29 protein-coding genes are annotated in these 22,583 nt (G+C 63.2%); 19 read left to right on the top strand and 10 right to left on the bottom strand.

Annotated elements, in window-relative coordinates:
- Nucleotides 1–187 precede the first annotated feature (187 nt).
- Nucleotides 188–1,249, bottom strand: a complete 1,062-nt coding sequence (hemB, locus tag C7G61_RS20370; RefSeq protein WP_108517619.1) for a porphobilinogen synthase — start codon at nucleotides 1,247–1,249, stop codon at nucleotides 188–190.
- 184 nt (nucleotides 1,250–1,433) lie between these two features.
- Here hemB and C7G61_RS20365 point away from each other — a divergent pair, with 184 nt between their 5' ends.
- The 12 genes from C7G61_RS20365 (at nucleotide 1,434) to C7G61_RS20310 (ending at nucleotide 10,981) form a co-directional block, all read left to right on the top strand.
- A complete protein-coding gene (locus tag C7G61_RS20365; RefSeq protein ID WP_108517616.1) occupies nucleotides 1,434–1,907 on the top strand; it encodes a DUF6163 family protein in 474 nt (157 codons plus the stop codon).
- Nucleotides 1,908–2,404: 497 nt separating this feature from the next.
- Entirely contained in the window at nucleotides 2,405–2,920 is a 516-nt protein-coding gene (ldtR, locus tag C7G61_RS20360; protein WP_028345688.1) for a transcriptional regulator LdtR, read from the top strand.
- A gap of 354 nt (nucleotides 2,921–3,274) precedes the next feature.
- Nucleotides 3,275–4,168: a carbohydrate ABC transporter permease gene (locus tag C7G61_RS20355; RefSeq protein ID WP_244608389.1), complete on the top strand. Its 894-nt coding sequence runs from the start codon at nucleotides 3,275–3,277 to the stop codon at nucleotides 4,166–4,168.
- Between the two features lie 4 nt (nucleotides 4,169–4,172).
- Nucleotides 4,173–5,009: a carbohydrate ABC transporter permease gene (locus C7G61_RS20350; RefSeq protein WP_108517612.1), complete on the top strand. Its 837-nt coding sequence runs from the start codon at nucleotides 4,173–4,175 to the stop codon at nucleotides 5,007–5,009.
- Nucleotides 5,010–5,054: 45 nt separating this feature from the next.
- Entirely contained in the window at nucleotides 5,055–6,341 is a 1,287-nt protein-coding gene (locus tag C7G61_RS20345) for an extracellular solute-binding protein (protein ID WP_108517609.1), read from the top strand.
- Between the two features lie 80 nt (nucleotides 6,342–6,421).
- Nucleotides 6,422–7,519, top strand: coding sequence for an ABC transporter ATP-binding protein (locus C7G61_RS20340; protein WP_108517607.1), 1,098 nt, complete (start codon nucleotides 6,422–6,424; stop codon nucleotides 7,517–7,519).
- Between the two features lie 109 nt (nucleotides 7,520–7,628).
- The gene (locus C7G61_RS20335) at nucleotides 7,629–7,853 is read left to right on the top strand and encodes a hypothetical protein (RefSeq protein ID WP_108517605.1); all 225 of its coding nucleotides are present in this window, start codon (nucleotides 7,629–7,631) and stop codon (nucleotides 7,851–7,853) included.
- Nucleotides 7,854–7,889: 36 nt separating this feature from the next.
- Entirely contained in the window at nucleotides 7,890–8,111 is a 222-nt protein-coding gene (locus C7G61_RS20330) for a hypothetical protein (RefSeq protein ID WP_108517603.1), read from the top strand.
- A gap of 129 nt (nucleotides 8,112–8,240) precedes the next feature.
- The gene (locus tag C7G61_RS20325) at nucleotides 8,241–9,509 is read left to right on the top strand and encodes an adenylate/guanylate cyclase domain-containing protein (protein WP_108517600.1); all 1,269 of its coding nucleotides are present in this window, start codon (nucleotides 8,241–8,243) and stop codon (nucleotides 9,507–9,509) included.
- 31 nt (nucleotides 9,510–9,540) lie between these two features.
- Nucleotides 9,541–9,897 carry a DUF6152 family protein gene (locus C7G61_RS20320; protein WP_108517598.1) on the top strand — a complete coding sequence of 119 codons (357 nt, stop codon included), beginning with the start codon at nucleotides 9,541–9,543 and terminating at the stop codon, nucleotides 9,895–9,897.
- 8 nt (nucleotides 9,898–9,905) lie between these two features.
- A complete protein-coding gene (locus tag C7G61_RS20315) occupies nucleotides 9,906–10,394 on the top strand; it encodes a hypothetical protein (protein WP_108517596.1) in 489 nt (162 codons plus the stop codon).
- Complete coding sequence (locus tag C7G61_RS20310) at nucleotides 10,394–10,981, top strand: histidine phosphatase family protein (RefSeq protein WP_244608388.1); 588 nt, start codon at nucleotides 10,394–10,396, stop codon at nucleotides 10,979–10,981. The genes C7G61_RS20315 and C7G61_RS20310 overlap by 1 nt, the downstream gene beginning before the upstream one ends.
- Before the next feature lie 13 nt (nucleotides 10,982–10,994).
- Here C7G61_RS20310 and C7G61_RS20305 read toward each other — a convergent pair whose 3' ends face one another.
- From C7G61_RS20305 to C7G61_RS20290, 4 genes are all read right to left on the bottom strand, one after another.
- Nucleotides 10,995–11,246 carry a hypothetical protein gene (locus tag C7G61_RS20305; protein WP_108517593.1) on the bottom strand — a complete coding sequence of 84 codons (252 nt, stop codon included), beginning with the start codon at nucleotides 11,244–11,246 and terminating at the stop codon, nucleotides 10,995–10,997.
- Nucleotides 11,247–11,372: 126 nt separating this feature from the next.
- The gene (locus C7G61_RS20300) at nucleotides 11,373–11,585 is read right to left on the bottom strand and encodes a hypothetical protein (protein WP_108517590.1); all 213 of its coding nucleotides are present in this window, start codon (nucleotides 11,583–11,585) and stop codon (nucleotides 11,373–11,375) included.
- Nucleotides 11,586–12,032: 447 nt separating this feature from the next.
- Nucleotides 12,033–12,524, bottom strand: coding sequence for a cupin domain-containing protein (locus C7G61_RS20295; RefSeq protein ID WP_202975787.1), 492 nt, complete (start codon nucleotides 12,522–12,524; stop codon nucleotides 12,033–12,035).
- A gap of 85 nt (nucleotides 12,525–12,609) precedes the next feature.
- The gene (locus C7G61_RS20290; RefSeq protein ID WP_108517587.1) at nucleotides 12,610–13,287 is read right to left on the bottom strand and encodes a VOC family protein; all 678 of its coding nucleotides are present in this window, start codon (nucleotides 13,285–13,287) and stop codon (nucleotides 12,610–12,612) included.
- A 150-nt stretch (nucleotides 13,288–13,437) separates the two neighbouring features.
- Between C7G61_RS20290 and C7G61_RS20285 the strand changes: the two genes are divergently transcribed.
- From C7G61_RS20285 to C7G61_RS20275, 3 genes are all read left to right on the top strand, one after another.
- A complete protein-coding gene (locus tag C7G61_RS20285; protein WP_244608387.1) occupies nucleotides 13,438–13,971 on the top strand; it encodes a MarR family winged helix-turn-helix transcriptional regulator in 534 nt (177 codons plus the stop codon).
- A 63-nt stretch (nucleotides 13,972–14,034) separates the two neighbouring features.
- Nucleotides 14,035–15,012, top strand: a complete 978-nt coding sequence (locus tag C7G61_RS20280; protein ID WP_108517583.1) for an SDR family oxidoreductase — start codon at nucleotides 14,035–14,037, stop codon at nucleotides 15,010–15,012.
- Between the two features lie 40 nt (nucleotides 15,013–15,052).
- Nucleotides 15,053–15,745, top strand: a complete 693-nt coding sequence (locus tag C7G61_RS20275; RefSeq protein ID WP_108517581.1) for a GNAT family N-acetyltransferase — start codon at nucleotides 15,053–15,055, stop codon at nucleotides 15,743–15,745.
- Between the two features lie 35 nt (nucleotides 15,746–15,780).
- On the opposite strand, the gene C7G61_RS20270 is transcribed toward C7G61_RS20275, so the two are convergent.
- Nucleotides 15,781–16,236, bottom strand: a complete 456-nt coding sequence (locus C7G61_RS20270; protein WP_108517579.1) for an SRPBCC family protein — start codon at nucleotides 16,234–16,236, stop codon at nucleotides 15,781–15,783.
- A 118-nt stretch (nucleotides 16,237–16,354) separates the two neighbouring features.
- Between C7G61_RS20270 and C7G61_RS20265 the strand changes: the two genes are divergently transcribed.
- The 4 genes from C7G61_RS20265 (at nucleotide 16,355) to C7G61_RS20250 (ending at nucleotide 19,215) form a co-directional block, all read left to right on the top strand.
- A complete protein-coding gene (locus C7G61_RS20265; RefSeq protein WP_108517577.1) occupies nucleotides 16,355–17,440 on the top strand; it encodes an adenylate/guanylate cyclase domain-containing protein in 1,086 nt (361 codons plus the stop codon).
- 85 nt (nucleotides 17,441–17,525) lie between these two features.
- Nucleotides 17,526–17,879, top strand: a complete 354-nt coding sequence (locus tag C7G61_RS20260; protein WP_108517575.1) for an ArsR/SmtB family transcription factor — start codon at nucleotides 17,526–17,528, stop codon at nucleotides 17,877–17,879.
- Between the two features lie 3 nt (nucleotides 17,880–17,882).
- Nucleotides 17,883–18,416 (top strand): SRPBCC family protein, encoded by a 534-nt coding sequence (locus C7G61_RS20255; RefSeq protein ID WP_108517573.1) that lies wholly within the window; start codon nucleotides 17,883–17,885, stop codon nucleotides 18,414–18,416.
- A gap of 49 nt (nucleotides 18,417–18,465) precedes the next feature.
- Complete coding sequence (locus C7G61_RS20250) at nucleotides 18,466–19,215, top strand: DUF899 domain-containing protein (RefSeq protein ID WP_108517571.1); 750 nt, start codon at nucleotides 18,466–18,468, stop codon at nucleotides 19,213–19,215.
- Nucleotides 19,216–19,291: 76 nt separating this feature from the next.
- Here the strand turns inward: C7G61_RS20250 and C7G61_RS47485 are convergent, their stop codons facing one another.
- From C7G61_RS47485 to C7G61_RS20230, 4 genes are read right to left on the bottom strand one after another with little or no spacing between them, the layout of a single operon-like run.
- A complete protein-coding gene (locus C7G61_RS47485; RefSeq protein WP_190241896.1) occupies nucleotides 19,292–19,468 on the bottom strand; it encodes a hypothetical protein in 177 nt (58 codons plus the stop codon).
- Nucleotides 19,465–20,964, bottom strand: coding sequence for a tripartite tricarboxylate transporter permease (locus C7G61_RS20240; RefSeq protein ID WP_108517567.1), 1,500 nt, complete (start codon nucleotides 20,962–20,964; stop codon nucleotides 19,465–19,467). The genes C7G61_RS47485 and C7G61_RS20240 overlap by 4 nt, the downstream gene beginning before the upstream one ends.
- 1 nt (nucleotide 20,965) lies before the next feature.
- Nucleotides 20,966–21,424 (bottom strand): tripartite tricarboxylate transporter TctB family protein, encoded by a 459-nt coding sequence (locus tag C7G61_RS20235; protein WP_108517565.1) that lies wholly within the window; start codon nucleotides 21,422–21,424, stop codon nucleotides 20,966–20,968.
- A 31-nt stretch (nucleotides 21,425–21,455) separates the two neighbouring features.
- The gene (locus C7G61_RS20230) at nucleotides 21,456–22,439 is read right to left on the bottom strand and encodes a Bug family tripartite tricarboxylate transporter substrate binding protein (RefSeq protein ID WP_108517563.1); all 984 of its coding nucleotides are present in this window, start codon (nucleotides 22,437–22,439) and stop codon (nucleotides 21,456–21,458) included.
- Between the last annotated feature and the right edge of the window lie 144 nt (nucleotides 22,440–22,583).

Genomic DNA, 22,583 nt, shown 5'->3' with positions numbered 1-22,583 from the left:
GAGGAACGTCACTCCCACCGCGTCATTGCTATCCGTTATGCTGCGCCATGGATTGCTTCGCTTCGCTCGCAAAGACGCGGAGGGAGCCTTGCGCACGATGGTAGCGGTGGATTAGCCGAAGGCGTAATCCACCGCGGGACCGTCCGCGTATCGAAACTTTGGTGGGTTATGGCTTCGCCTAACCCACCTACGAATTCGCCTTGATCTTCTCCGCGGCCTTCGGCGCAAAGTACGTCAAAATCCCATCCGCGCCGGCGCGCTTGAAGCCGAGCAGGCTTTCCATCATCGCGCGGTCGCCGTCGATCCAGCCATTGTTGGCGGCGGCTGCGATCATCGCGTATTCGCCGGACACCTGGTAGACGAAGGTCGGCATCGAAAACGTGTCCTTCACCCGCCGCACGATATCGAGATAGGGCATGCCGGGTTTCACCATCACCATGTCGGCGCCCTCGGCGATGTCGAGTTCGACCTCGCGCAGCGCTTCGTCGGAATTGGCGCTGTCCATCTGGTAGGTGCGCTTGTCGCCGGTCAGCGTTTTTGCGGAACCAATGGCGTCGCGGAACGGGCCGTAGAAGGCGGATGCGTATTTCGCCGCGTAGGACATGATCTGCACGTCGAGGAAGCCGGCCTCATCCAGCGCCTCGCGGATCGCGCCGACGCGGCCGTCCATCATGTCGGAGGGCGCGATGATGTCGCAGCCGGCCTCGGCCTGCACCAGCGCCTGCCGCACCAGCACCGCCACCGTCTCGTCGTTGAGGATCTTGCCGTCCTCGATCAACCCGTCATGGCCGTGGCTGGTGAAGGGATCGAGCGCCACGTCGCAGAGCACGCCGAGCTCAGGAAATTCCTTCTTGATCGCGCGCACCGACTGGCAGACCAGATTGTTCGGGTTGAGCGCTTCGGAACCGTTCTCGTCGCGCAAGGACGGTTCGGTATAGGGGAACAGCGCGATGCAGGGGATGTCGAGCTTCATCGCGCGCTCGGCGTCGCGCACCGCCTGATCGACGGTGAGGCGGTCGACGCCGGGCATCGAGGTGATGGGCGTGCGCGTGTTGTTTCCGTCGACCACGAACATCGGCCAGATCAGATCATTTGTGGTCAGCACGTTTTCGCGCACCATCCGCCGCGCCCATTCCGCCTTGCGGTTGCGGCGGGGGCGGATCGCCAGGTCCAGCGGGGTGGAGGCGAGGGCGGTCTGCCGCCGCGGTGCGTCGCGCATTTCGATCGGACGCCCGAATTTGATCGCCATGTGATGGGTACTCCTGAAGGCGCTGGTCAGTTTTGATTTGTTCCAGTTCTAGCACCTTGAAGGTCGCCCGTCACCGAGGCTTGATCCATCTCATCGGCAATTGATTTTACCGTCCCGGCGGGCCAAGACATGGCTATGAGGACATTCCAGTACGCGTTGAGCCCCGATTCCGAGGTCAACTTCCATGTCTGATACTTCGGCGCGCGATCAGGGGCGGGACAGGTCCAGGGACAATGCCATGTCGATGGCGGCGATGTCGTCGGAGCGGATCGAGCCCGACGAGAACGTCTGGACGCGCCGCCTCGTGCTGTTTCTGCGCGTCATGGCGGCCATCTCGATCCTGAAAGGCCTGTACCACTGGGCGCAGGTGACGGGTTTCATCGGCGGCGAGGAAGAGGCGTTCGAGAACCAGTCGATGGCCTGGCAGACCGCGACCGTCTATTTCGCCGTGATCGAACTCGTCGCCGCCGTCGGCCTGTGGCTTGCGACGCCCTGGGGCGCGGTGGTGTGGCTCACCACCGTGGTGTCGATGGCGGTGATCGAGCTGATGTTTCCCGGAATCTACGGCGGCAGCCTGACGGTCGTGGGACTCGAAGCCGTGATGCTGGCGGCGTATCTGGCGCTCGCCTGGATGGCCGCGCGCGAACGGCCGCCGTAGGAGGCTTGCTCCGATGCGCTCCCTCGCCCGGCTCTTACGGGGTCGAGACAAGCGAAGCTTGCTCTTAGAGGGTTGGGTGAGGCGTGTCACCGCGAGTCCGAGCGTGTCAGTTTCCCGCCATAATTCATCCGGGTGCAGAAACCGCGACGCCATCCGCTAAAATTTTCAAATATTTTGCCGGTAACGCTTCAGTCACCGTTAAGGGGCGTAAAGGGTTCCACCACACACCTTACGCGAGCGTTTCGATTTCAGACGCACCTGTTTCCGAATGCGACAGGGCTTGCAGACGAAGCGTGAACATGACGCTCTCACCGTCAATGAAATATTGCAAAAAGCCTTGATCCATGGGGCTTAATCGACAATTCACTCTGTTAAATTCATGATCTCTTTATTCTCTTATTTAAGCGGATCTTCAAACGGCCCCCTTAAGTTGAACCTATCAGGCGGGACAGAAGTTTCGTCGAAATAAGTCGAAAAACGACGACAGGGGAAGTGTCATGATCAAAGCCGTTGCAACGGCGGTGGAAACCGCTGAACGCTCTGCCGGTCAAACTCCGGTGCAGCCGCTCTATCTGGAAGCGTTGACTTTGGTGGAGCGGCTTCACCGCCGGCTGCTCGACGTCATCAAGGATGAATTCGATCGCCGCGGCCGCGCCGACATCAATTCGGTGCAGGCATTGCTGCTCTATAACATCGGCGACAAGGAGCTGACCGCGGGCGAGCTGCGCACGCGCGGTTACTACCTCGGCTCCAACGTCTCCTATAACCTCAAGAAGCTCGTCGAGCTCGGCTTCCTCGATCATCAGCGCTCCCGCGTCGATCGCCGTTCGGTCCGCATCCGCCTGACCGCGCAGGGCCAGGAAATCCGCAAGATCGTCGACGCGCTCTACCAGAAGCACGTCAAGACCGTGGAGCAGGTCGGCGGCATCTCGAACGAGGAGTTCGCAACGCTGAACAAGTCGCTGCACCGCCTCGAGCGGTTCTGGACCGACCAGATCCTGTATCGCCTCTGAGAATTTCTTTTCCGCTCGCGGTCAAGCCGGCCATCCGAGAAGACCGGCAGCCAACAGCGGACAATGAACTGGCAAGGCAGTAAGCCTTTGCTGAAAGCGCATCGGCACCGGTTCTCCGGGTCCGGTGCGTTTTGCTTTTTGGCGCACCTCTGGTTGATGTTTTCAATCAGCGTCTGCCCGATCGCTTGCCTTCGCCGATCCGATTGTGCTCTCGCACAATCCGATTGTGCCGCGTGCCACAATCCGGATTGACTAGCCTTCGACGCCCCGCCCATACTCCCCGAAAATACAGGCTTCACGCGCGTACCGGCCAGAAGAGTCGTGACGGCTTGATGCCCAAATGGGGAAACCGGCTTGTCGGCATCGCGGCGTCCCATGTTCGGCGAGCAACAGCGTTTCGTGCTGCTTCTGATCGCGCCGGCTGCGCTGTTGTTGCTGCTGTTTCAGGTCGTGCCGATCGTGATCGGCGCCAACGCCAGCTTTCGCGACTGGGCGCTCTATAATCCCAAAAAAACCTGGATCGGCTTCGACCACTATGTCGCCGTGATAACGGATCCGGCGTTCCTCTACGTGGTGCTGCCGAACACCTTCCTGTTCATGGTTCTCAGCGTCGCCGGCGCGCTGGTGACGGGGCTCATGCTGGCGCTCTTGCTCAACCGTCCATTCCGCGGACAGAAGCTGGTGCAGACGATCCTGCTGGTGCCGCTGATGGTGGCGCCCGTCATCGCCGCGATCATGATCCGCTGGATCTTCAACGACCAGTTCGGCATCGTGAATGTGGTGCTTGAAGCCATCGGGCTCGAGGGGCAGCCCTGGCTGGTGCAGCGCTGGAGCGCGTTCGGCATCATCCTTCTGACCGACATCTGGCTGTGGACGCCGTGGTTCACGCTGCTGCTGTTGGCCGGACTGCAGAGCCTGCCGAAGGAGCCGTTCGAGGCCGCGGCCATCGACGGCACCACTACATGGCGCGTGTTTCGCTTCCTGACGCTGCCGATGCTGCGCCCGGTGATCGTGGTGTGCGTGGTGATCCGCGCCATCGATGCCTTCCGCACGTTCGACATCGTGTGGACGCTGACCGGCGGCGGGCCCGGCCGCTCGACGGAATTGTTCAGCCTCTATGCCTATGTGCACGCCTTCCTCAACCTCGATCTCGGCCGCGGTTCGGCGGCCGCCATCGTCGGCGGGCTCATCATCCTCGTGATCGGCGTGGTGCTCTACCGCCTCGTCGATCGCATCGCAAAGGCCTGACCCGATGCCCATGGTACGCCGCTCCGAATTCCTGCCGTGGCTGCCGCCGATCGGCCGCAAGACGCTGTTCGCGCTGGCGCTCGCTTTCATCTGCTTTGCGTTCGCCTTTCCGGTGCTGTGGCTGATCCTGACCTCGCTGCGGCCGGAATCCGGCGTCTATTACGTCCATCGCGGCACTGAATTTACGCTCAGCAGCTTCGCCGAGGTGCTGAGCGACGAGCGGATCGTCAGCGCCTTCCTCAACAGCGCGCTGATCTCGACGCTGGCGACCGTGTTCTCGCTGCTGGTGACGGTCTCGAGCGGCTACATGCTGTCGCGCTTCACCGGGCCGGCCTCGCGGATCTGGTTCGGAACGATCTATGTGTTCCGCTGCGTGCCCTATATCTCCTGGGTATTGCCGCTGTATTTCGTGACGCAAAGCTGGGGCATCTACGACACCTATACGGGGCTGCTGCTGCCGCACGTCGCCGTGCATATCTGCTTCTTCTCATGGCTGATGAAGGGCTTTTTCGACGGCATCGACCCGTCGATGGAATACGCCGCCATGATCGACGGCTGCACCCGGTGGGGCGCCTTCATCCGCGTCGCGGTGCCGTCGGCGCTGCCGGCGATTTCCGCGCTCGCCGTGTTGTGCTGGCTGTTCACCTGGAACGAGTTTCTGTTCGCGCTGATCCTGACCGGCAACCGCGTGCCGATGATTACGGTTGTGATGGCGCAGTTCGTCACCGAGATGGGATTGCGCTGGAACCTGATGGCGGCGACCGCGGTCATGGCGCTGGTGCCGGCGTTTTTGATCGCGCTGTTCGGCCAGAAATACGTAATACGGGGTTTAAGGATTTAGCTGAGGGAAGACACGACACAACGACAAAAAACAGGAGGAGAGGCGATGCAGGGACTGGCGAGATGGTTCGTTGCGGCGACCGCGGCCCTGGTGGCTGCGACCGGCGGTGCCGCCGCACAGGTGAAGGAACTGCGGATCGGCTACCAGCCGAGCCCGATCCAGGACGCCTCGATTGCGATGTTCGAGGCCTGGGGCGCCAAGAACGGCGTCAAGATCGTCAAGGTGCCGAATTCCTACGGCGTCTATGTCGAGAAAATGACGGCGTCGCTGACGTCGAACGCCGACCAGTACGACGTCATCTGGCACAATGACGACTGGGGACAGACCTGGGCGCATCTGCTGGAGCCGACCGACGACGTCGAAGCCAATAAATACGCCGACAAATGGAGCATGGCCCCGGTCGTGTTCGCCAATGCGGAAGGCAAGAACACCGTCGTGCCTATGGGCCAGACCTTCAGCGTGTTCTTCTACCGCTCCGATCTGGTCAAGCCGGAGGAAGTGCCGAAGACGCTGGAAGAACTGATCACAACAAGCAAGAAGCTGCAGGCCGACGGCAAGGTCAAGTTCGGCTATGTCGGCGGCATGTCGATGAACCATAGCTGGTTCAGCTGGTTCTGGTCGATGTGGGGCAACAATTGCGACGTGCTGATGCCGGCCTATGAGCGCGACAACAAGGTACTCGCAGCCAATGGATGGAAGTCCGGCCTGACTGAGCCATGCATGCAGCAGACCGTCGAATATTGGTGGGACGTCATCAACACCCACAAGATCTCGCCGCGCGGCATGCCGGCCTATGACCGTAACGAGGCTAATGCCATCTTCATGTCCGGCGATGCCGCGTTCACCGTCGCCGACTCGCTGTGGTGGGGGACGTTCAACGACCCGGCCAAATCCAAGGTGGCCGGCAAGGTGGCCGCCGCGCGCTTCCCGCTCGGTCCCAACCGGGCCAAACCCTTCGCCTGGGACGATATCTGGGGCTGGGCGATCCCGAAGTCGATTGCGCCGGAGCGCAAGAAGCTGGCCAAGCAGATGCTGGAAGCGATGATGCTTGACGAGGAAGGCCAGACCAGGCTGTTCAAGATGACCGGCGCGCCGCCGCCCAACACGACGTTCTGGCCGAAGATTGCCGCCGAAGACTCCTTCATGAAGCTCTTGAAGGAATCGGTGCTGGATTCGCCGGATAAGGTGCGCGGCGCCTATTACTTCCCGCAATGGCCGGCCGTGCACAAGGCGTTCAACGACACCGTCACCAGGGCCGTCACCGGCAAGCGCGAGGACATCGCAAGAGTGCTTGCCGAGGGCGCGCCGCTGGTCAGCAAGGCTGCGCAATAATCACGAACGCGAAGCCCGCCGCGCAAGCTCGCGGCGGGCTTTTTGAAACAGGCATCATCAGGTTCGGTCACGGCGGGGCAATGGCAGCGATCACACTCCAAAAGCTGAACAAGCATTATGGCACGCTGTTCCACGCCGTGAAGGACGTCGATCTCGAGATTGCCGACAAGGAATTCGTGGCGCTGGTCGGCCCGTCCGGATGCGGCAAGTCGACCACGCTGCGCATGATCGCAGGCCTGGAAGACATCACCAGCGGCGACATCCGCATCGGCAACAAGGTGGTCAATCATCTGCCGCCGCGAGACCGCGACGTCGCCATGGTGTTCCAGAACTACGCGCTCTACCAGCACATGAGCGTCTACGACAATCTGGCGTTCGGCCTGCGCAACAAGAAGACGGCGGAAGCCGAGATCAAGGCGGCGATCGACCGCGCCGCCGGCATGCTCGGGTTGCATGATTTGCTCCAGCGCAAGCCCAGGCAATTATCTGGAGGACAGCAGCAGCGCGTCGCGCTCGGCCGCTGCATTGTGCGCAATCCGCAGGTGTTTTTGTTCGACGAGCCGCTGTCGAACCTCGATGCCAAGCTGCGCGCGCAGATGCGCATCGAGATCAAGCGCCTGCATGCGGAGATTCCGACCACGTCGGTGTTCGTGACCCACGACCAGGTCGAGGCTATGACGCTCGGCGACCGCGTCGTCATCATGCGCGACGGCAGGATTCAGCAGATCGGCACGCCGCTGCAGGTGTACGGCAAGCCCGCCAACAAGTTCGTCGCGGGCTTTATCGGCGCGCCCGCGATGAACTTCATCGACGTCGGCGTCCGCAGCGCAGCGGGTGTGACGTCAGTCGAGGCAGAAGGCCTGCGGCTCACGGTCGGGCCTGCGGACGCGTCTCCGCTCGCGGCCTACAGCGGCCGCCGCGTGATCCTGGGCGTGCGGCCGGAGCACCTCGTGCTCGGCGCTGGCGCCCCGGGCCTTGGTTTCGATGCCCGCGTCGAGGTGGTCGAACAGCTCGGCTCCGAGATCTTGCTGGAGACGAGGGTAGGCAGCGCCAGCGTCACCGCCGCCCGCGTCCCTGCGGAAACCGTCATCGCGCGCGGCGATCAGGTCCGTCTTTCGGCCCAGGCCGGCCGTCTGCATTTCTTCGATCCCGAGACCGAGTTGCCGATTTCGAGATGAATCAAGCCGAAACGCGCTGTTTTTACTGTCAAAAGGCAGGGCTCCCCAAAAAAGATGGAACCATCGCGCCCCTCGCGCATTGTCGGGCCTGTCACGGAACAGGTGAGGTATGCTGGTCGAGCGCGGAATTCAGGTCATGAACTTCGAGGTGGTGGGCGATGCCTACGCCATCGCGTCGAACTACCTGCGCAAGACCGGCGCCATTGCCGATAGCCTCGTCACCGACGAGCGATTGCTCCAAATCATCGTGAAGATGTTCCAGCACGGCGAATTCAACAGGCTTAGGCTCGCCAACAAGGCAATCGCCGAATTCGAAGCGTACATACCGGCCTGACCGCATCACCCGCATCACGCAACTCAGGAGGAATCCATGGAAGCCGCGATCGACCGCATCATGCAGACCTATGAGCTGCTTGTGAACCGCACCGCCGCGGCCAACGACGAGGCGCGCGTCAAGGTGACCGAATATCTCACCACGCTGGTGGAAGCGGGCGAGAAGGATCCGCACCGGCTTACCGTGTGCGGGCTGACCTATTTGCGGCAGCTCGACGGCAGCAACGATCCGGTGAAGGCGGGATATACGGGGCTGTAACGGACGCAGTCCTGCTGCGCGTCCGGTCCGAGCGGTGCGCGCTCAGGGCCTCCTCCTGAAAGGGGCCTTGCCTGCCACGCACGCTCCGCCATAGATTTCCTGATCTGATCTGGGCGTGAGGGGCTTGTCATGGACGTAGCTATTCCAGCCAATGAGCCTGAGCGGGTTGACGCGCTGAAAAGCTACGCCATTCTCGATACGCTTCCGGAAATCGGCTTCGACGAAATCACCGAACTGGCGGCACAGATTTGCGACTGCCCGGCCGCGCTGATCAGCTTCGTCGATCCATCGCGCCAATGGATGAAGGCAAAATACGGTCTCCCTTCGGATCTTGCCGAATGCCCCCGGGAAATCTCGATCTGTCAGGCCACGATCTGCAACAACGATATTCTCTACGTTCCCGATCTGCTCAGCGATCAGCGATTCAACACCAGCCCACTGGTGACAACCGGCTTGAACCTCCGCTTCTACTGCGGCGCTCCGCTCATCACGCACGACGGTTATGCGCTGGGCACGCTGTGCGTGATCGATTTCAAGTCGCGCGAACTCAGCTTTGAGCAGCGCGAAGCCTTGCGACGGCTGTCGCGGCAAACCATGGTTCATCTCGAATTGCGCCGGCAGTTGCTCGAACGCAACGAGATGCTGCGCGCGCTGGAGCAGGCCCGCGACCGCGCCGTTGCCGAGAAATCTGAATCGGAGCGGCTGCTGCTGAATATCCTGCCGGCATCGATCGCAGCCGAGCTAAAGGCGAGCTCGCGCGTCAAGCCGCGATTCTTCGACCTGGCCACCGTCATCTTCATCGATTTCAGCGGATTCACCCGCATTGTCGAAACGATGGAGCCTGCCAGCGTAATCGATCAGCTTGACCAGCACTTCACCAGGTTCGACGATATCATCGCAAAACACCGCCTGGAAAAACTCAAGACGATCGGCGATGCCTATCTCGCCGTGGGCGGCGTCCCGGAGCCCAACCGCTCGCACGCGATGGACGCCGCTCTATGTGCGCTGCAGATCATGGATCACATGACGAAGCTGAACCGGCAACGGGAAAAGCTGCATCTTCCGGCATGGCACGCGAGGATCGGGATCAATACCGGACCCGTGATTGCCGGCGTGGTAGGCAAGCACAAGTTCACCTATGATATCTGGGGGAACACCGTAAATGTGGCGGAGCGCGTTGAGGCCTCCGGAGTTCCGGGCCGCATCACGATCTCCGAAGCCACCTGGCAGCACATCAAGGGGCGCTTCGAGACGGAACCCCGCGGCGCCGTTGAGGTGAAGCACAAAGGCCTGGTGAACATGTACTTCCTCAATCGCGTTAAACCGGAATTCGCGTCTGATCCAGCCGGCACGATGCCCAATGAGGGATTCTGGAAAAAGGAATGGGAAACTCATTAGGGCACGGACTGCCGCTCCAAGGAGGCTCTCTATGACCTCACTCACCCGTCGTTTATTTCTGTCGCTGGCAGCCAGCCTTGCGCCGGCGTCGGCCATCGCCCATCACGGCTGGGGTGGATACGATACGTCGAAATCGTTCACCGTCACCGGCAAGATCCTGAAATCGACCTTTGAGAACCCGCATTGCGAGATCGAGATGGAGGTCGACGGCAAGCACTGGCACTTCGTCCTGGCGCCGCCGGCGCGCATGCAGGCGCGGGGTGCGACTGCTGACCGGATCGCCGTCGGCAAGACCTGCACCGTGTTCGGCTATCCCCATACCAGCAAGCCGGACGAGGCGCGGATCGAGTACATCGTGCTCGACGGCAAGCGCATCGAATTGCGGTAGGGCGCGGCGTGGAGCATCAGGCAGCCCCATCGATTTTCCTGACTTTGCAGGAAAGCGCGCTGGGCCATGCGATGCGCTCTTCACCCGCGCTCTATCCCGCGGTCGAGATCCTGCACATCATCGGCTTCGTGGTGCTGGTGGGGTCGATCCTGGCGCTCGATTTGAGGATGCTGGGGCTCGGGCGCGCGATTGCGATCCCACCGATGGCGCGATTGCTGTTGCCGTTGTCGCGCGCCGGCTTTGTGCTCGCGATCAGCATGGGACTTTTGCTGTTCTCCGCCGATGCATCGCATGTCGTGAAAAACCCGGCGTTCCAGAGCAAGCTGCTGCTGATTGCGGCGGCGCTGGTCAACGTCGTGATCGCGCATTCAGGCCCATGGCGTCATGTTGAGAGCTGGCATGACAAAGCCTCCGGCGGCGCCAAAGCCACGGCGCTGATCTCGCTTGTGCTGTGGCTCGGTGCGATCTGCGCCGGCCGCCTGATCGCGTATTTCTGATGGAGGCCGCCATGCGTTGCATGCGTTTTGCCATCTTCGCGCTCCTTCTCGGCTTCTGTAGCGCCGCAGAGGTCGCCGGCGCCGACGACGCGGCCGATGCCTGGACGGCGTTGCGGGCAGGCGGCCACGTCGCCCTGATGCGTCACGCCGATGCGCCGGGTGGCCTCGGCGATCCGCCGGGATTCCGCGTCGATGATTGTGCCACGCAGCGCAACCTCAGCGAAAAGGGGCGGGCGGACGCGGCAAAAATCGGCGCGCGGCTCAAAGGGGAAGGGATTGCATTCGAGAGAATCCTGAGTTCGCCGTGGTGCCGATGCATCGACACCGCCAAATTGCTGAACCTGGGGACAGTCGAAACCGAGGCGACGTTCGGCAATGTCGTGGTGCTGCGAGATCAAAGAGAGGCACTCACCACCGGCGCCCGCGCGCTCATCGCCAAATGGGCCGGGCGCGGAAACCTGCTTGTCGCGACGCATGGCGCGAACATTCAGGCGCTGACCGGTATCTCGCCCGCCAGCGGCGAGATCGTCGTTATCAGAGGCGGCAACGACCGCGCCGAACCTGTCGGTCGCCTGCTTCTCGATTGATGGCTGGCGAGAACTACCGCGCTTCCGCTCTCGCATCCTTTGCGCGGTGACGGTTCCAGTTGGCGATCACGGCCTCATATCTGAGCGCCTTCGCTGCAGTCTGGATGGGGGCGCCTTCGCCTTGCGTCCCATGGGTCTTCATATCCGGAAAAACGATAAAGTATCCGAGCAGACCGACGACCATCGTCCCGTAGATCAGGAAGGCCGTTGTCAGCCAGCGTCTCGATTTAGCCTTGGCCTCGCTATGTGAGCGTGAATCAGACATTTGCGAAATCCATCTGTCAGCCCCCAGTGTTTATGGACCCACCCGAGGCATTGCACTGTGAACCGGATCACAGGTGCAAATTTCAACGACGCCGTGCCGCACGGACCGGCGTAGGCTGCGATGCGGCTAATTGCGCTTCGCCGAATAAACAAACGATTGGTCGTCGTAATTGTCCGTCGCAAGCTTGTTCACGTCGACCATCAATTCGCTCAACGACATGAAGCCGGCGGATGCGTCTGGATGGTTCTTTGAGGGCAGCGGTCGCAGCGCGGCGGCTGTTGCGGCGACCGCAAGCAGAGCGACGGCTACGAAACTGGTGATCGTTCGATGCTTCGTCATGGGAAATCTCCGTTCCCCAGCCCATGACTGTACGTCAAGGGAACAACGGCGCGGTTCAACGTCAGGCCGATTAAATGAGGGGCAGGATCGGTGTCGAAAATTGCAGCCGACGTAACAGGAGCTTGCGCACGCTTGATGCGGGTAAGCATGCCACACTATGCGGCAAGCGGGACACATTCGGGAGCCGCGCGTGTAGCGCGTGTAGGATGGGTGGAGCGAAGCGATACCCATCATGTCTCTACAGGGGAATTGATGGGTTTCGCTTCGCTCTACCCATCCTACGAACCGTTCATTGCGAGCGCAGTGAAGCAATCCATCCCGCGGCACAAAGAAAGAATGGATTGCTTCGCTTCGCTCGCAATGACGCGGAGAGGCTGCGACGTACCGGATCGCCCGGTCGAGCCGGCCGATGACAGGGCTGTTTGAAAACTGAATCGGAAATGCCGCCTACTTCTCCACATGCTGCCCGACGAACGACGCCAGCGGCTGGCCTTGCTCGACGATATAGGTCGACAGCATCCGTCCCGTTTCCGGACCGAGGTCACGCGCATTGTGCGGAGTCCGCGGCGGGATGAGGAAACCGTCGCCGGCGCGCAGGATGACGGTGGGACGTCCCTCGACCTTCATCTCGACCTCGCCAGCGATGATGTAGCCGACCTCTTCGCCGGGATGGACGTGCCATCCGGATTCGACGCCTGCGGGAATCTCCGTCTCCACCTGCACGATCTCGCGGCCTGGGATCGACGACGGCGCGCGCTGGATGATCCGCCGGACAAGTTTACCGGCCAGGTCGTCGCGCGGCCGCTCGGATGCCGCCGAGGTTCGATCACTCGCGGCGCCCTGTGTCGTCTGAGCCGATGCCGGTGCGGCTGAAAGCATTAAAGCCAGCGCGAGCGCGGTCACCGGAATAAGGGAGAAGCTCTTGGATAGCGTACGCATTGCAAATCTCCATGATGGGTTGGTTGGATGCATCGGCGGCGAAATCGCCAGGACCTGCCGCCGATGCCTGTCGCACAGGTGCTGTTCATGCGGCCTGCTGCTGGCCGTGCTGTTCGTTGACGATGTAGTCGGCGTACCAGTCCGGCCAGTTCTCGTCGTGCTTGCCGCCGTTCTGCTTCTCGTATTCGCCATGGGCGGCGGCCGCCCGGCGGAACGCGGCGGCGAGATCGGCTGACGAGGTGAACGAGGTGCCGTTGCCGTCGATGCGGCCGGGCAATCGCGCGGTGACTTCCTGCAGCAGCCAGCCATTGCCGTCGGGATCGCTGAACGAGGCATACGAACGGTAGCTGCCGCGTTCCGGGTCCGGGCCGCTCAGCCGGACCCGCCCAAACAGATACGGCTCGTCCGTACCAACGTGCACATCGCCGCCGGCGTGAAACGCCTCACTGATCGCAACGCCACGGCCCAGCAACGCGTTGCGGGCGGCCTCGATGTCGGAGACGACCAAATAGAGGCCCTGCGCGGAGCCAGGCGCGGCGGAGGTGACGTTCTTGCCGAAGATCACCGAGGTGTTGGAGCCGGGCGGGGTGAACTGGATCACGCGGTAATCGTCGGGGCCGGAGAAATCGGCGTCGAGCCGCCAGCCGAGTTTTGCATAAAACTGCTTGGCGCGTTCGACGTCGGAGACCGGGATGACGACGATTTCGAGCTTCAGGTCGACCGCCGGCGCATTCGAGGTCTGGTTTGCAGATGTGGTGGTCATGGCTTTCTCCTTTAATTAGATCGTGTACGATATATTCGCGTGCGGCCTATAAATACTCGCCGAGCCCGACTGTCAACCCTTCCGATTTAATCGGATGCGATATATATGGATGCGAGACTTCACATGTTCGTGTCGAAAAGGACGACCCCGATGAAACCAAATGAGGCCCCCAAGACCGGTGCAAGCACCGGTTCCAGGGACAATTCCCGAGACAACTCAAAGGCCGGCCAGAAGGCAAAACCGCCGGGGGCCGACCGGCGCCTTGGCGATTTCCTCTGCTTTGCGATCTACTCGGCCAACCTCGCCTTCGGCCGGGCTTACCGGAAGGGCCTTGAGGATCTCGGCCTGACCTATCCGCAATGGATCGCGATCGTGGCCTTGTGGGAGCAGGACGGCCAGACGGTGAGCGAGCTTGGCGAAAAGATGTTCCTGGAATCCAACACGCTGACGCCGGTCCTGAAAAAGCTCGAGACCATGGGTTATCTGCGCCGACAACGCGATCCCGCGGACGAACGGCAGGTGCGCATCAGCCTCACCGAGGCCGGTCGGCTTCTGCGCGAGAAGGGCATGCACATGAACCTCGTGGCCTCGACCGGACTGAAGCCGGACGAGTTCGCGCGGCTGCAGGAAACTGTCGTCACGCTGCGCGACAATCTGATCAAGGCGACGGCGGAGGAGGCGTGACGGTGCGCTCGATCGGCGCTTCGATGCGATCGGCCGTCGGCGACGCATGAAGGGGAAGGTGCGATGAGCGTTGCGCCACACGAGGGCTCGCTTCGCGGACGTATCGCCGTCGTGGCAGGCGCGACGCGCGGCGCCGGCCGCGGCATCGCTACAGCGCTCGGCGAGGCCGGCGCGACGGTGATCTGCACCGGCCGCAGCAGCACGCGCGCCGATGCGCCGACGCGATCCGACTATGACCGGCCCGAGACGATCGAGGAGACAGCCGAGCATGTGACCACACTCGGCGGCAAGGGCGTCGCGATCGCCGTCGACCATCTCGAACCGGCGCAGGTCGCGGCGCTGGCCGAACGCATCCGCGCCGAGCACGGCCGCATCGACGTGCTCGTCAATGACATCTGGGGTGCCGAAGTGCTGAAAGGTGCCCCGCCGCAATGGAACACGCCGATCTGGAAGCTCGACCTGCAGAAGGGCTTGCGGATCCTGCGGCTCGGCATCGAGACGCATCTGGTGACGTCGCATTATCTGTTGCCGCTATTGGTCGCGCAGCCCGGCGGCCTGCTCGTCGAAGTCACCGACGGCACCGCCGACTATAACGCGCAGCATTACCGGATCTCGGTATTCTATGACCTCGTCAAGCAGAGCGTGAACCGTCTTGCCTTCTCGCAAGGCCATGAGCTCGCGCCGCATGAGGCCACCGCGGTTGCGATCACCCCGGGCTGGCTGCGCTCGGAAATGATGCTGGAGAATTTCGGCGTCACCGAAGCGAACTGGCGCGAAGCGCTGACGGAGCGGGGCGGCGGCCGGCACCAGGCGCCGCCCGATTTTGCGCTGTCGGAATCGCCGCGCTATGTCGGCCGCGCCGTGGCTGCGCTTGCCGCCGATCCTGATCGTGGCAAGTGGAATCAGAAGTCGGTCAGCTCCGGCGAGCTCGCCCGCCACTATGGTTTTACCGATATAGATGGCTCGCGGCCCGACATCTGGCGCTACACCGCCGAGGTCCGGGAGGGCGGCAAGGCGGCAGACCTTGGCGACTACCGCTAGGGTTGTCGTGCAATTGAGTGAGAATGAAAGCAGCAGCCTGATGTCCGACAGCCCTGGCCATCCCCTCGATTATCCGATCTGGACCGCACTGACGACCACGCAGCAGGCGTTGGCCGAAGGCGATGCCCGCGCGTGGCGCTATCCGGCAGAGATCACACCGTTCGCCGCGACGGCGGACAGGTCGCCCGAAAGCTTTGCAGCGCTTCGTGCGCTGATGTCGCCGCAGGACATCGCCGTGCTGTTCACGCCGGATGCCGTGAGCCCGCCTGCCGGATTCAAGGTCGCGCTGGCGGACACCGGCGAGCAGATGATCGGGACGCCGGTTGATACGCCGGCCAACGGCATCGACATCGTCACCCTCGGTATCGAGGACGTTCCAGCAATGATCGAACTGACCGCGCTCACCAAGCCCGGGCCGTTCAGCGCGCGGACCCATGAACTCGGCACGTTCCTCGGCATCCGCGTCGATGGCCAGCTTGTCGCGATGGCCGGCGAGCGGATGAAGCCCGCTCACTACACCGAGATGACCGCCGTCTGCGTGCATCCATCCCACCGCGGCCGCGGCTACGGGCAGATGCTGCTATCCGCCGTCTCCCGCCAGATCGTGGCGCGCGGCGAAACTCCCTTCCTGCACGTCTTCACCAGCAATCACTCGGCCATCGCGCTCTACCGGCGGCAGGGGATGGAAATCCGCCGCCGTCTCCACGTGACGGTGTTGAAGAAAGAGGATTGATCGTCCAGCGATGCGCGCCTTGACCGATATCCCTCTCACGCGTTGCGGGTGCCGTTCGGGCCCAGATCCGGACCGGGATCCTGGCCGGAGGCTACCTTGGTCAGCCTGTCGATATAATGGATCCACCCCTTGGCATGGCTCGCCTGGTGCGCGGCGCTGGGAAGCCCGCTATGGGTCATGCGCAGCAATGTGCCGCCATCGTGCTCGATCAGGTCGATCTCGATCAGGCCCGATCCCGGCGGCACCTCCTCATTGCCTTCCCAGCCAAAACTGTAGGCGAGGCGATGCACCGGCACCACCTCGCGGAACGTGCCGCGCGCTGTCGAACTGCCAACGCCCTTCAAGAGGTAAAGCCCGCCCGGATGCATCTCCGTCACGGCCTCGCTGCCCATCCATTGCACGATCTTCTCGGGGTCCGTCAGGAAGGCGAACACGCTGGCGCGCGGCGCGGCGATCTGGGTCTCGCGCTGGACCACAAACGATTCAGGCATCAAAAACCTCGCTACTTATTGGCATCAGGGGCGCTGCAACCGTGCCAACATATGCCGGCGCGGGAATTTACCAAGGGCCGATGGCGATAATGAACTATCCCTGCCATAGGGTCGGACCATGCAACTGAGTTCGACGCTGACATGGTTGGTCGATGCGGCCAGCGCTTCGCCGAGCGCTGAGCGGTTCCTCGCCGAACTCGGCACGCGCCTGATCGCGGACAACATGCCGCTCGCCGGCGGGGCGCTGACGCTCGCCGTGCCGCACCCGATCATCGCCCGCCGCACCTGGTTGTGGCGGGCAGGGAACGGCGAGGTGATCGAGGCGGTGGGATTTGCGCCAGTGGGATTTGGCGGCGCGGGGAGTTCGTCCGGCGATGCGGGGCGGAGCTGGCTGGCCGGGCTCGCGGGTGGTGCGGTGCATGAAGACGCCGTTGGCGCGGGAGAGGGCCGGCCGGTGCTCGGCTGGGTTGGGCCGCGCCGGTTCACGGAAACGGAAGCCGACCGATTGCGCGAGGCCGCCCGCTTTGCCGCAGCACCGCTCGCCGCGCTCTCGGCGCGCGCGACGCTGTCGGCCGCGCTCGAGGCTTATCTTGGCCGGCGCAGCGCCGCGCGCGTGTTGGCGGGGCCGCTGCGGCGCGAAGTCGGCGAGACCATTCGGGCGGTGCTGCTCTATGGCGATCTGCGCGGCTTCACGGCGCTGTCTGAATCCGAGCCTCCCGCTGCCGTCATCGCCGCCCTTGGCGGCTGGTTCGACTGCATCGGCGGCGCGGTCCATGCCTTTGGCGGCGAGGTGTTGAAATTCATCGGCGACGGCGTGCTCGCGATCTTCCCGGTCGGCGACAAGCCGCGCGACGCCTGCGACGCTGCGCTGCGCGCGGTTGCTTCCGCGAAAGCCGGCATGGCGCATCTCGATACGAGCCGGCGAGAGCAGGGGCTGCCACCGCTGTCGTTCGGCGTGGCGCTGCACCTTGGCGAAATTCTGTGGGGCAATGTCGGCGCGGCCGACCGGCTGGATTTCACTGCGATTGGTCCTGCGGTGAACCTGGTTAGCCGGTTGGAAGGGCTCTGCCGTCCGCTTGGCCGAACCGTCCTGATCTCGGGCGCGGTCGCTACTGAGACAAGCGCAACGCTGATGCCGCTGGGAACGCATGCGCTGCGCGGCATCGCATATCCCTGCGCCGTCTACACGGCGCCGGACAGCTAGGCGCAGTCTCGGAACCGCCGGGTCCATCACGGAAACGTTAAACCGATCGGTTGACTATCGGTGCTGCGTGCCTATACTAAACCAAATGGTTGAACGATCCGCCCATCTCGATGCTGTCTTCCATGCCCTCGCGGACCCGACGCGCCGCGCGATGCTTGGTCACCTGGCCGAGCAGGAGCTCACGATCGGGGAACTGGCGACGCCATTCCACATGAGCTTCGCCGGCGCGTCGAAACATGTGCGGGTGCTGGAGAATGCCGGGCTGGTGAAGCGCACGATCCGTGGCCGCTCCCATCTGTGCCGACTCGAGGCGGCACGGCTCGCGGAAGCCGATGCGTGGCTGAAGCGCTACGAACGTTTCTGGAGCGCAAAACTGGACTCGCTGGAAGCCCTGCTGCGTGCAGAGGACGAGGCGAAAGCAAAGCAGGTGAAGGAGTAGACAATGAATGCAACGACAAAGCCCGATGCCTATGGCGAGTTGATCGAGCCGACCACGCTCAAGATCCAAAGGCTTCTGCCCGGCCCGATCGAACGCATCTGGGCCTATCTCACCGACAGCGAGCTGCGCCGCAAATGGCTCGCGGCGGGCGCGATGGAGATGAAGGTCGGCGCGCCCGTCGAATTCGTCTGGCGCAACGACGAACTCAACGATCCCCCGGGCAAGCGGCCGGAGGGATTCCCGGAAGAGCATCGGATGCAGAGCCGGATCAATGAGCTCGAACCGCTCCGCAAGCTCTCGATCGCCTGGAACAACAGCGGCGACGTGACGTTCGAGCTGGAGCAGAGGGGCACGGGCGTGCTGCTCACCGTGACCCATCGCCATCTGCCCGATCGCTCGACCATGCTCAAGGTCAGCGCCGGCTGGCATATGCATCTCGATATCCTGGTCGCCCGCGCCAACGACAAGGAACCGGCGCCGTTCTGGGATGGCTGGGCCCGCCTGCAGCAGGAATACGATCGCCGGCTGCCGGCCTGAATGGATCGAAGCGTGCGCAACAACTGTCCCAACAAACAGGAGGTTAGCTATGCAAATTCATGCCGTTTCAGCACAGGAGTGGGAAGCCGCGCGCCAGAAATTGCTCGTGAAGGAAAAGGAATTAACCCACGCCCGTGACGCCATGGCCGCCGAGCGCCGGCGGATGCCGTGGCTGGCCGTGGAGAAGGCGTACAAGTTCGAGGGGCCCAAGGGCAACGCGAGCCTGCGCGATCTGTTCGAAGGCCGCCATCAGTTGATCGTCTACCGCGCCTTCTACGAGCCCGGCGTGTTCGGCTGGCCCGAGCATGCCTGCCGCGGCTGCTCGATGGTGGCCGACCAGGTCGCTCACATCGCCCATCTCAACGCCCGTGACACCACGCTCGTGTTCGCCTCGCGCGCGCCGCAGGCGGACATCGCGCGCCTGAAGGCGCGAATGGGGTGGGAGATGATCCCCTGGTACACCGTCACGGACAGCTTCGACGCCGATTTCGGCGTGGACGAGTGGCACGGCACCAACGTGTTCTTCCGCGACGGCGACAAAATCTACCGGACCTACTTCATCAACAACCGCGGCGACGAGCAGATGGGGGGCACCTGGAATTATCTCGACATCACCCCGCTCGGGCGCCAGGAGGAGTGGGAGGATTCGCCCGAAGGCTATCCGCAAACCCAAACCTACAAGTGGTGGAACTGGCACGATAGCTACGTTGAAGGCGCCGCGCCCGACAAGAGGTGGGTCGAGGTATCGGACGCCGGCGAGGCCGCGTTCCGGGAGCAGTCCGCGAGAGCAAAGCGATGAGCCATGCTTGCTCAGGCGGATCCGGCGGCGGTGCGCGCCGCCGGAATGCCGCCGCGCATCGGGTGGCCAATGGGCTCTATCTCGCGGCCGCGCCGACCTTTGCGATGATGGCGCTCCTGACGGGCGTCCTTGGCAGCGGCCCGTCGGACGCGTTGTGTTCGATCGCGGGCGCGTCTCCGCTCGGCGGAATGGTCCCGATGTACTTGCTGATGAGCGTCTTCCATTCAGCGCCCTGGCTGAAGCTGACGCTCACTCGGCCAGCGCCTCCTGGCGGCTGCGCCGGATCGCCGGGAATACCATCAGCAGAAACAGCCCCGCGACGAGCGCGAGCAGCGTGGCGCTGATCGGGCGGCGAAGAAAGACCGAGAAATCGCCGTCCGCCAGCAGCATCGCGCGACGGAAGTTTTCTTCCAGTTGCGGCCCGAGCACGAGGCCGAGCAGCAACGGTGCCGGCTCGACGCCGACCTTGATGAAGAAGTATCCGACCAGCGCGCAGCCGAGCATCAGCCAGACATTGAACAAATTGTTGGCGAGGCCGAAGGTGCCGATGCAGCAGAACAGCACGATCGCCGGAAACAGCAGCCGGTAGGGTATTTTCAGCATCGAGACCCAGACGCCGATCAGCGGCAGGTTGATGATGATCAGCATCAGGTTTCCGACCCACATGCTGGCGATGACGCCCCAGACCAGTTGCGGCTGCTCGCGCATGATCTGCGGGCCGGGCTGGATGCCCTGCATCATCAGCGCGCCGATCATCAGCGCCATCAGGGCATTGGCGGGGATGCCGAGCGTCAGCAGCGGGATGAAGCTCGTCTGCGCGCCCGCATTGTTGGCGGCCTCCGGTCCGGCGACGCCTTCGATCGCGCCCTTGCCGAAACGGGAGGGATCGCGGGCGAGTTTCTTCTCCAGCGCATAGGAGGAGAAGGGTGGCAGCGCGGCGCCGCCGCCCGGCAACACGCCGAGGACGGAGCCCAACACGGTGCCGCGGACCATCGCCGGGAAAGCGGCGCGAAGATCGGCGCCGCTCGGGATCAGGCTGCGGATCGACTGGCTGACGACGCGCATCACCGCCGGACGTTCAAGATTGGCGATGATCTCGCCGAGGCCGAACATGCCCATCGCGACCGGCACGAAGTCGAGCCCATCGGAGATCTCGGCGATGCCGAAGGTCATCCGCGGCGCGCCCGAATTGACATCGATGCCGACGAGGCCAAGCAGGATGCCCAGCAGCACCATCGCAAGCGACTTGGCGACGGAGCCGTGGGCAAGCACGACCGCCGCGATTAGCCCGAGCACGAGCAGGCTGAAATACTCGACCGCGGTGAATTTCAGCGCCAGCGCGGCCAGCGGCAGGCTGAGCACGGCGATCACAACAGTAGCGACGGTGCCGGCAAAAAACGAGGCGATCGCCGCGATTGCCAGCGCCGTCCCGGCCTTACCCTGCTTGGCCATCTCGTGGCCGTCGAGGCAGGTGACGACCGAGGAGGTTTCGCCGGGCACGTTGACGAGGATGGCCGTGGTCGAGCCGCCATACTGTGCGCCGTAGAAGATGCCGGCGAGCATGATCATGGCTGATGGAGGTGACAGGCCGAAGGTGAAGGGCAGCAGCAGCGCGATCGCCGGGATCGGTCCGATGCCGGGCAGCACGCCAATCGCGGTGCCGATGACAACGCCGATCAGGCAGAACAGCAAATTGTTGAGCTGCAGGGCGGTCGTCAGCCCCATCAGCAGATTGTCGAAAAGCTCCATATCAGAACCATGCTCCAGGCCAGATCGGCACCGGCAAGGCCAGCGCCTTGACGAAGAGCAGCACCGCCGCCGCCGAGAGCCCCAGTGCGAAGAGTAAGGTTTCGATCGGCCGCGCTTCCCGCGTCGCAAGGCTTGCGATCAGGATCGCGGCGAATGACGACAACGCGAGGCCGAAGCGCGTGGCTGACAGCGCGAACACGGCAACCGATGCCGTGATCGCGAGCAGCGGCTGCAGGCGGACCGGTGCAATTCCAACGAAGGGACGGCGGAGCCCACGGATGCTGAACCAGAGCCCGAAGCCCAGCAGCATGACGGCAATGGCGCGCGGCATATAGCCGGGGCCCATGTCGGCGGCATTGCCGCCCGACAAAGTGCGCGTTGCCGCCAGCGCGATTGCAGCGACGGCGATCAGGAACAGCCCGAAGAGCAGATCCTGCCAGTCCGTTCGGCGGGCGTTCATCGCAGGCCTCGCATCGCCAGTATCGATCCCGTCACTCGCCCTTGATGCCGGCTTCGCGGATGATGTCGCCCCAGCGCTTTGTTGAGTCGTTCAACCAGGTCGCCAACGCATCCGTGGTGCCGGCACGGACTTCGCCGCCCTGTTCGGCGATCTTGGCCTTGATTTCGGGCGACTGCAGAATCTTGCCGATCTCGGTATTGAGCCGCGCGATGGTCGCCGGCGGCGTGCCGCTGGCCACGACAATGCCTTGCCAGGTGCCGAACTCGCCGCCGGGCAGCTTGGCTTCCTTGAAGGTCGGCACATCGGGCGCGGAGGGGACGCGGTTCTCGCCGGTCACCGCAAGACCGATCAGTTGCTTGTTGTTCACGAAAGGAAGGGTGGCCGACGCGCCATTGATGAGCGCGCCGCTTTCGCCGGCGACCACGGCGCGGGTGGCTGCAGCACCGCCCTTGTAGGGTACGTGCTTGAACTGGATGCCGAGTTCCTTCTGCATCACCAGAGCGGTGATGTGATTGGCGCCGCCGACGCCGGAATTGGCGACGGCGAGTTTGCCGGGATTGGCCTTGGCATAGGCAATCAGTTCCGCGGCTGTTTTGACCGGGATCGATTCATGTACGGCCAGCACATAGGGGCCGAACATTACCATCGTGACGGGGGCTAGGTCCTTTTGGAGACTATAGGTCAGGTTCGAAAACAGGCTGGGCGCCGTCGTGAGCGAACCGAGATCCGTCAGCAGCAACGTCGTGCCGTCAGGCGTCGCCTTGGCGACGGCATCGGCGCCGAGATTGCCGGACGCGCCGGGCTTGTTCTCGATCACCACGCTCTGGCCGATCGCCGCCGACAGTTTCGGGCTGATCAGCCGCGCCAGGATGTCGGAGGTTCCGCCGGGCGCGAACGGCACGATGATTCGGACCGGCCGGTCGAAGTTTTGGGCGGAAGCGGCGCCGGGCAGTTGGCTGAACAGGATGGCTGCGGCGGCGGCGAGGGCGGCGCGGCGCCCGAAACGTGGAAGCATGGTTTCTCCTCCGGTCGAGTTTGCGCAGGCGCTCTGCGGCGTCGCGCATCGCGGTCTTTGGCCGCGCTGGTGGCACGATAAGCGATGACCGATCCAATAGCGAACTAGAATGAGGATGGTTCGATACCAATTTTGGATCATATT

The sequence above is a fragment of the Bradyrhizobium algeriense genome, assembly GCF_003062295.1.
In the GTDB taxonomy this organism is placed as follows: Bacteria; Pseudomonadota; Alphaproteobacteria; order Rhizobiales; family Xanthobacteraceae; genus Bradyrhizobium; species Bradyrhizobium algeriense.
This window is presented reverse-complemented; position numbering and strand designations above follow the sequence as displayed.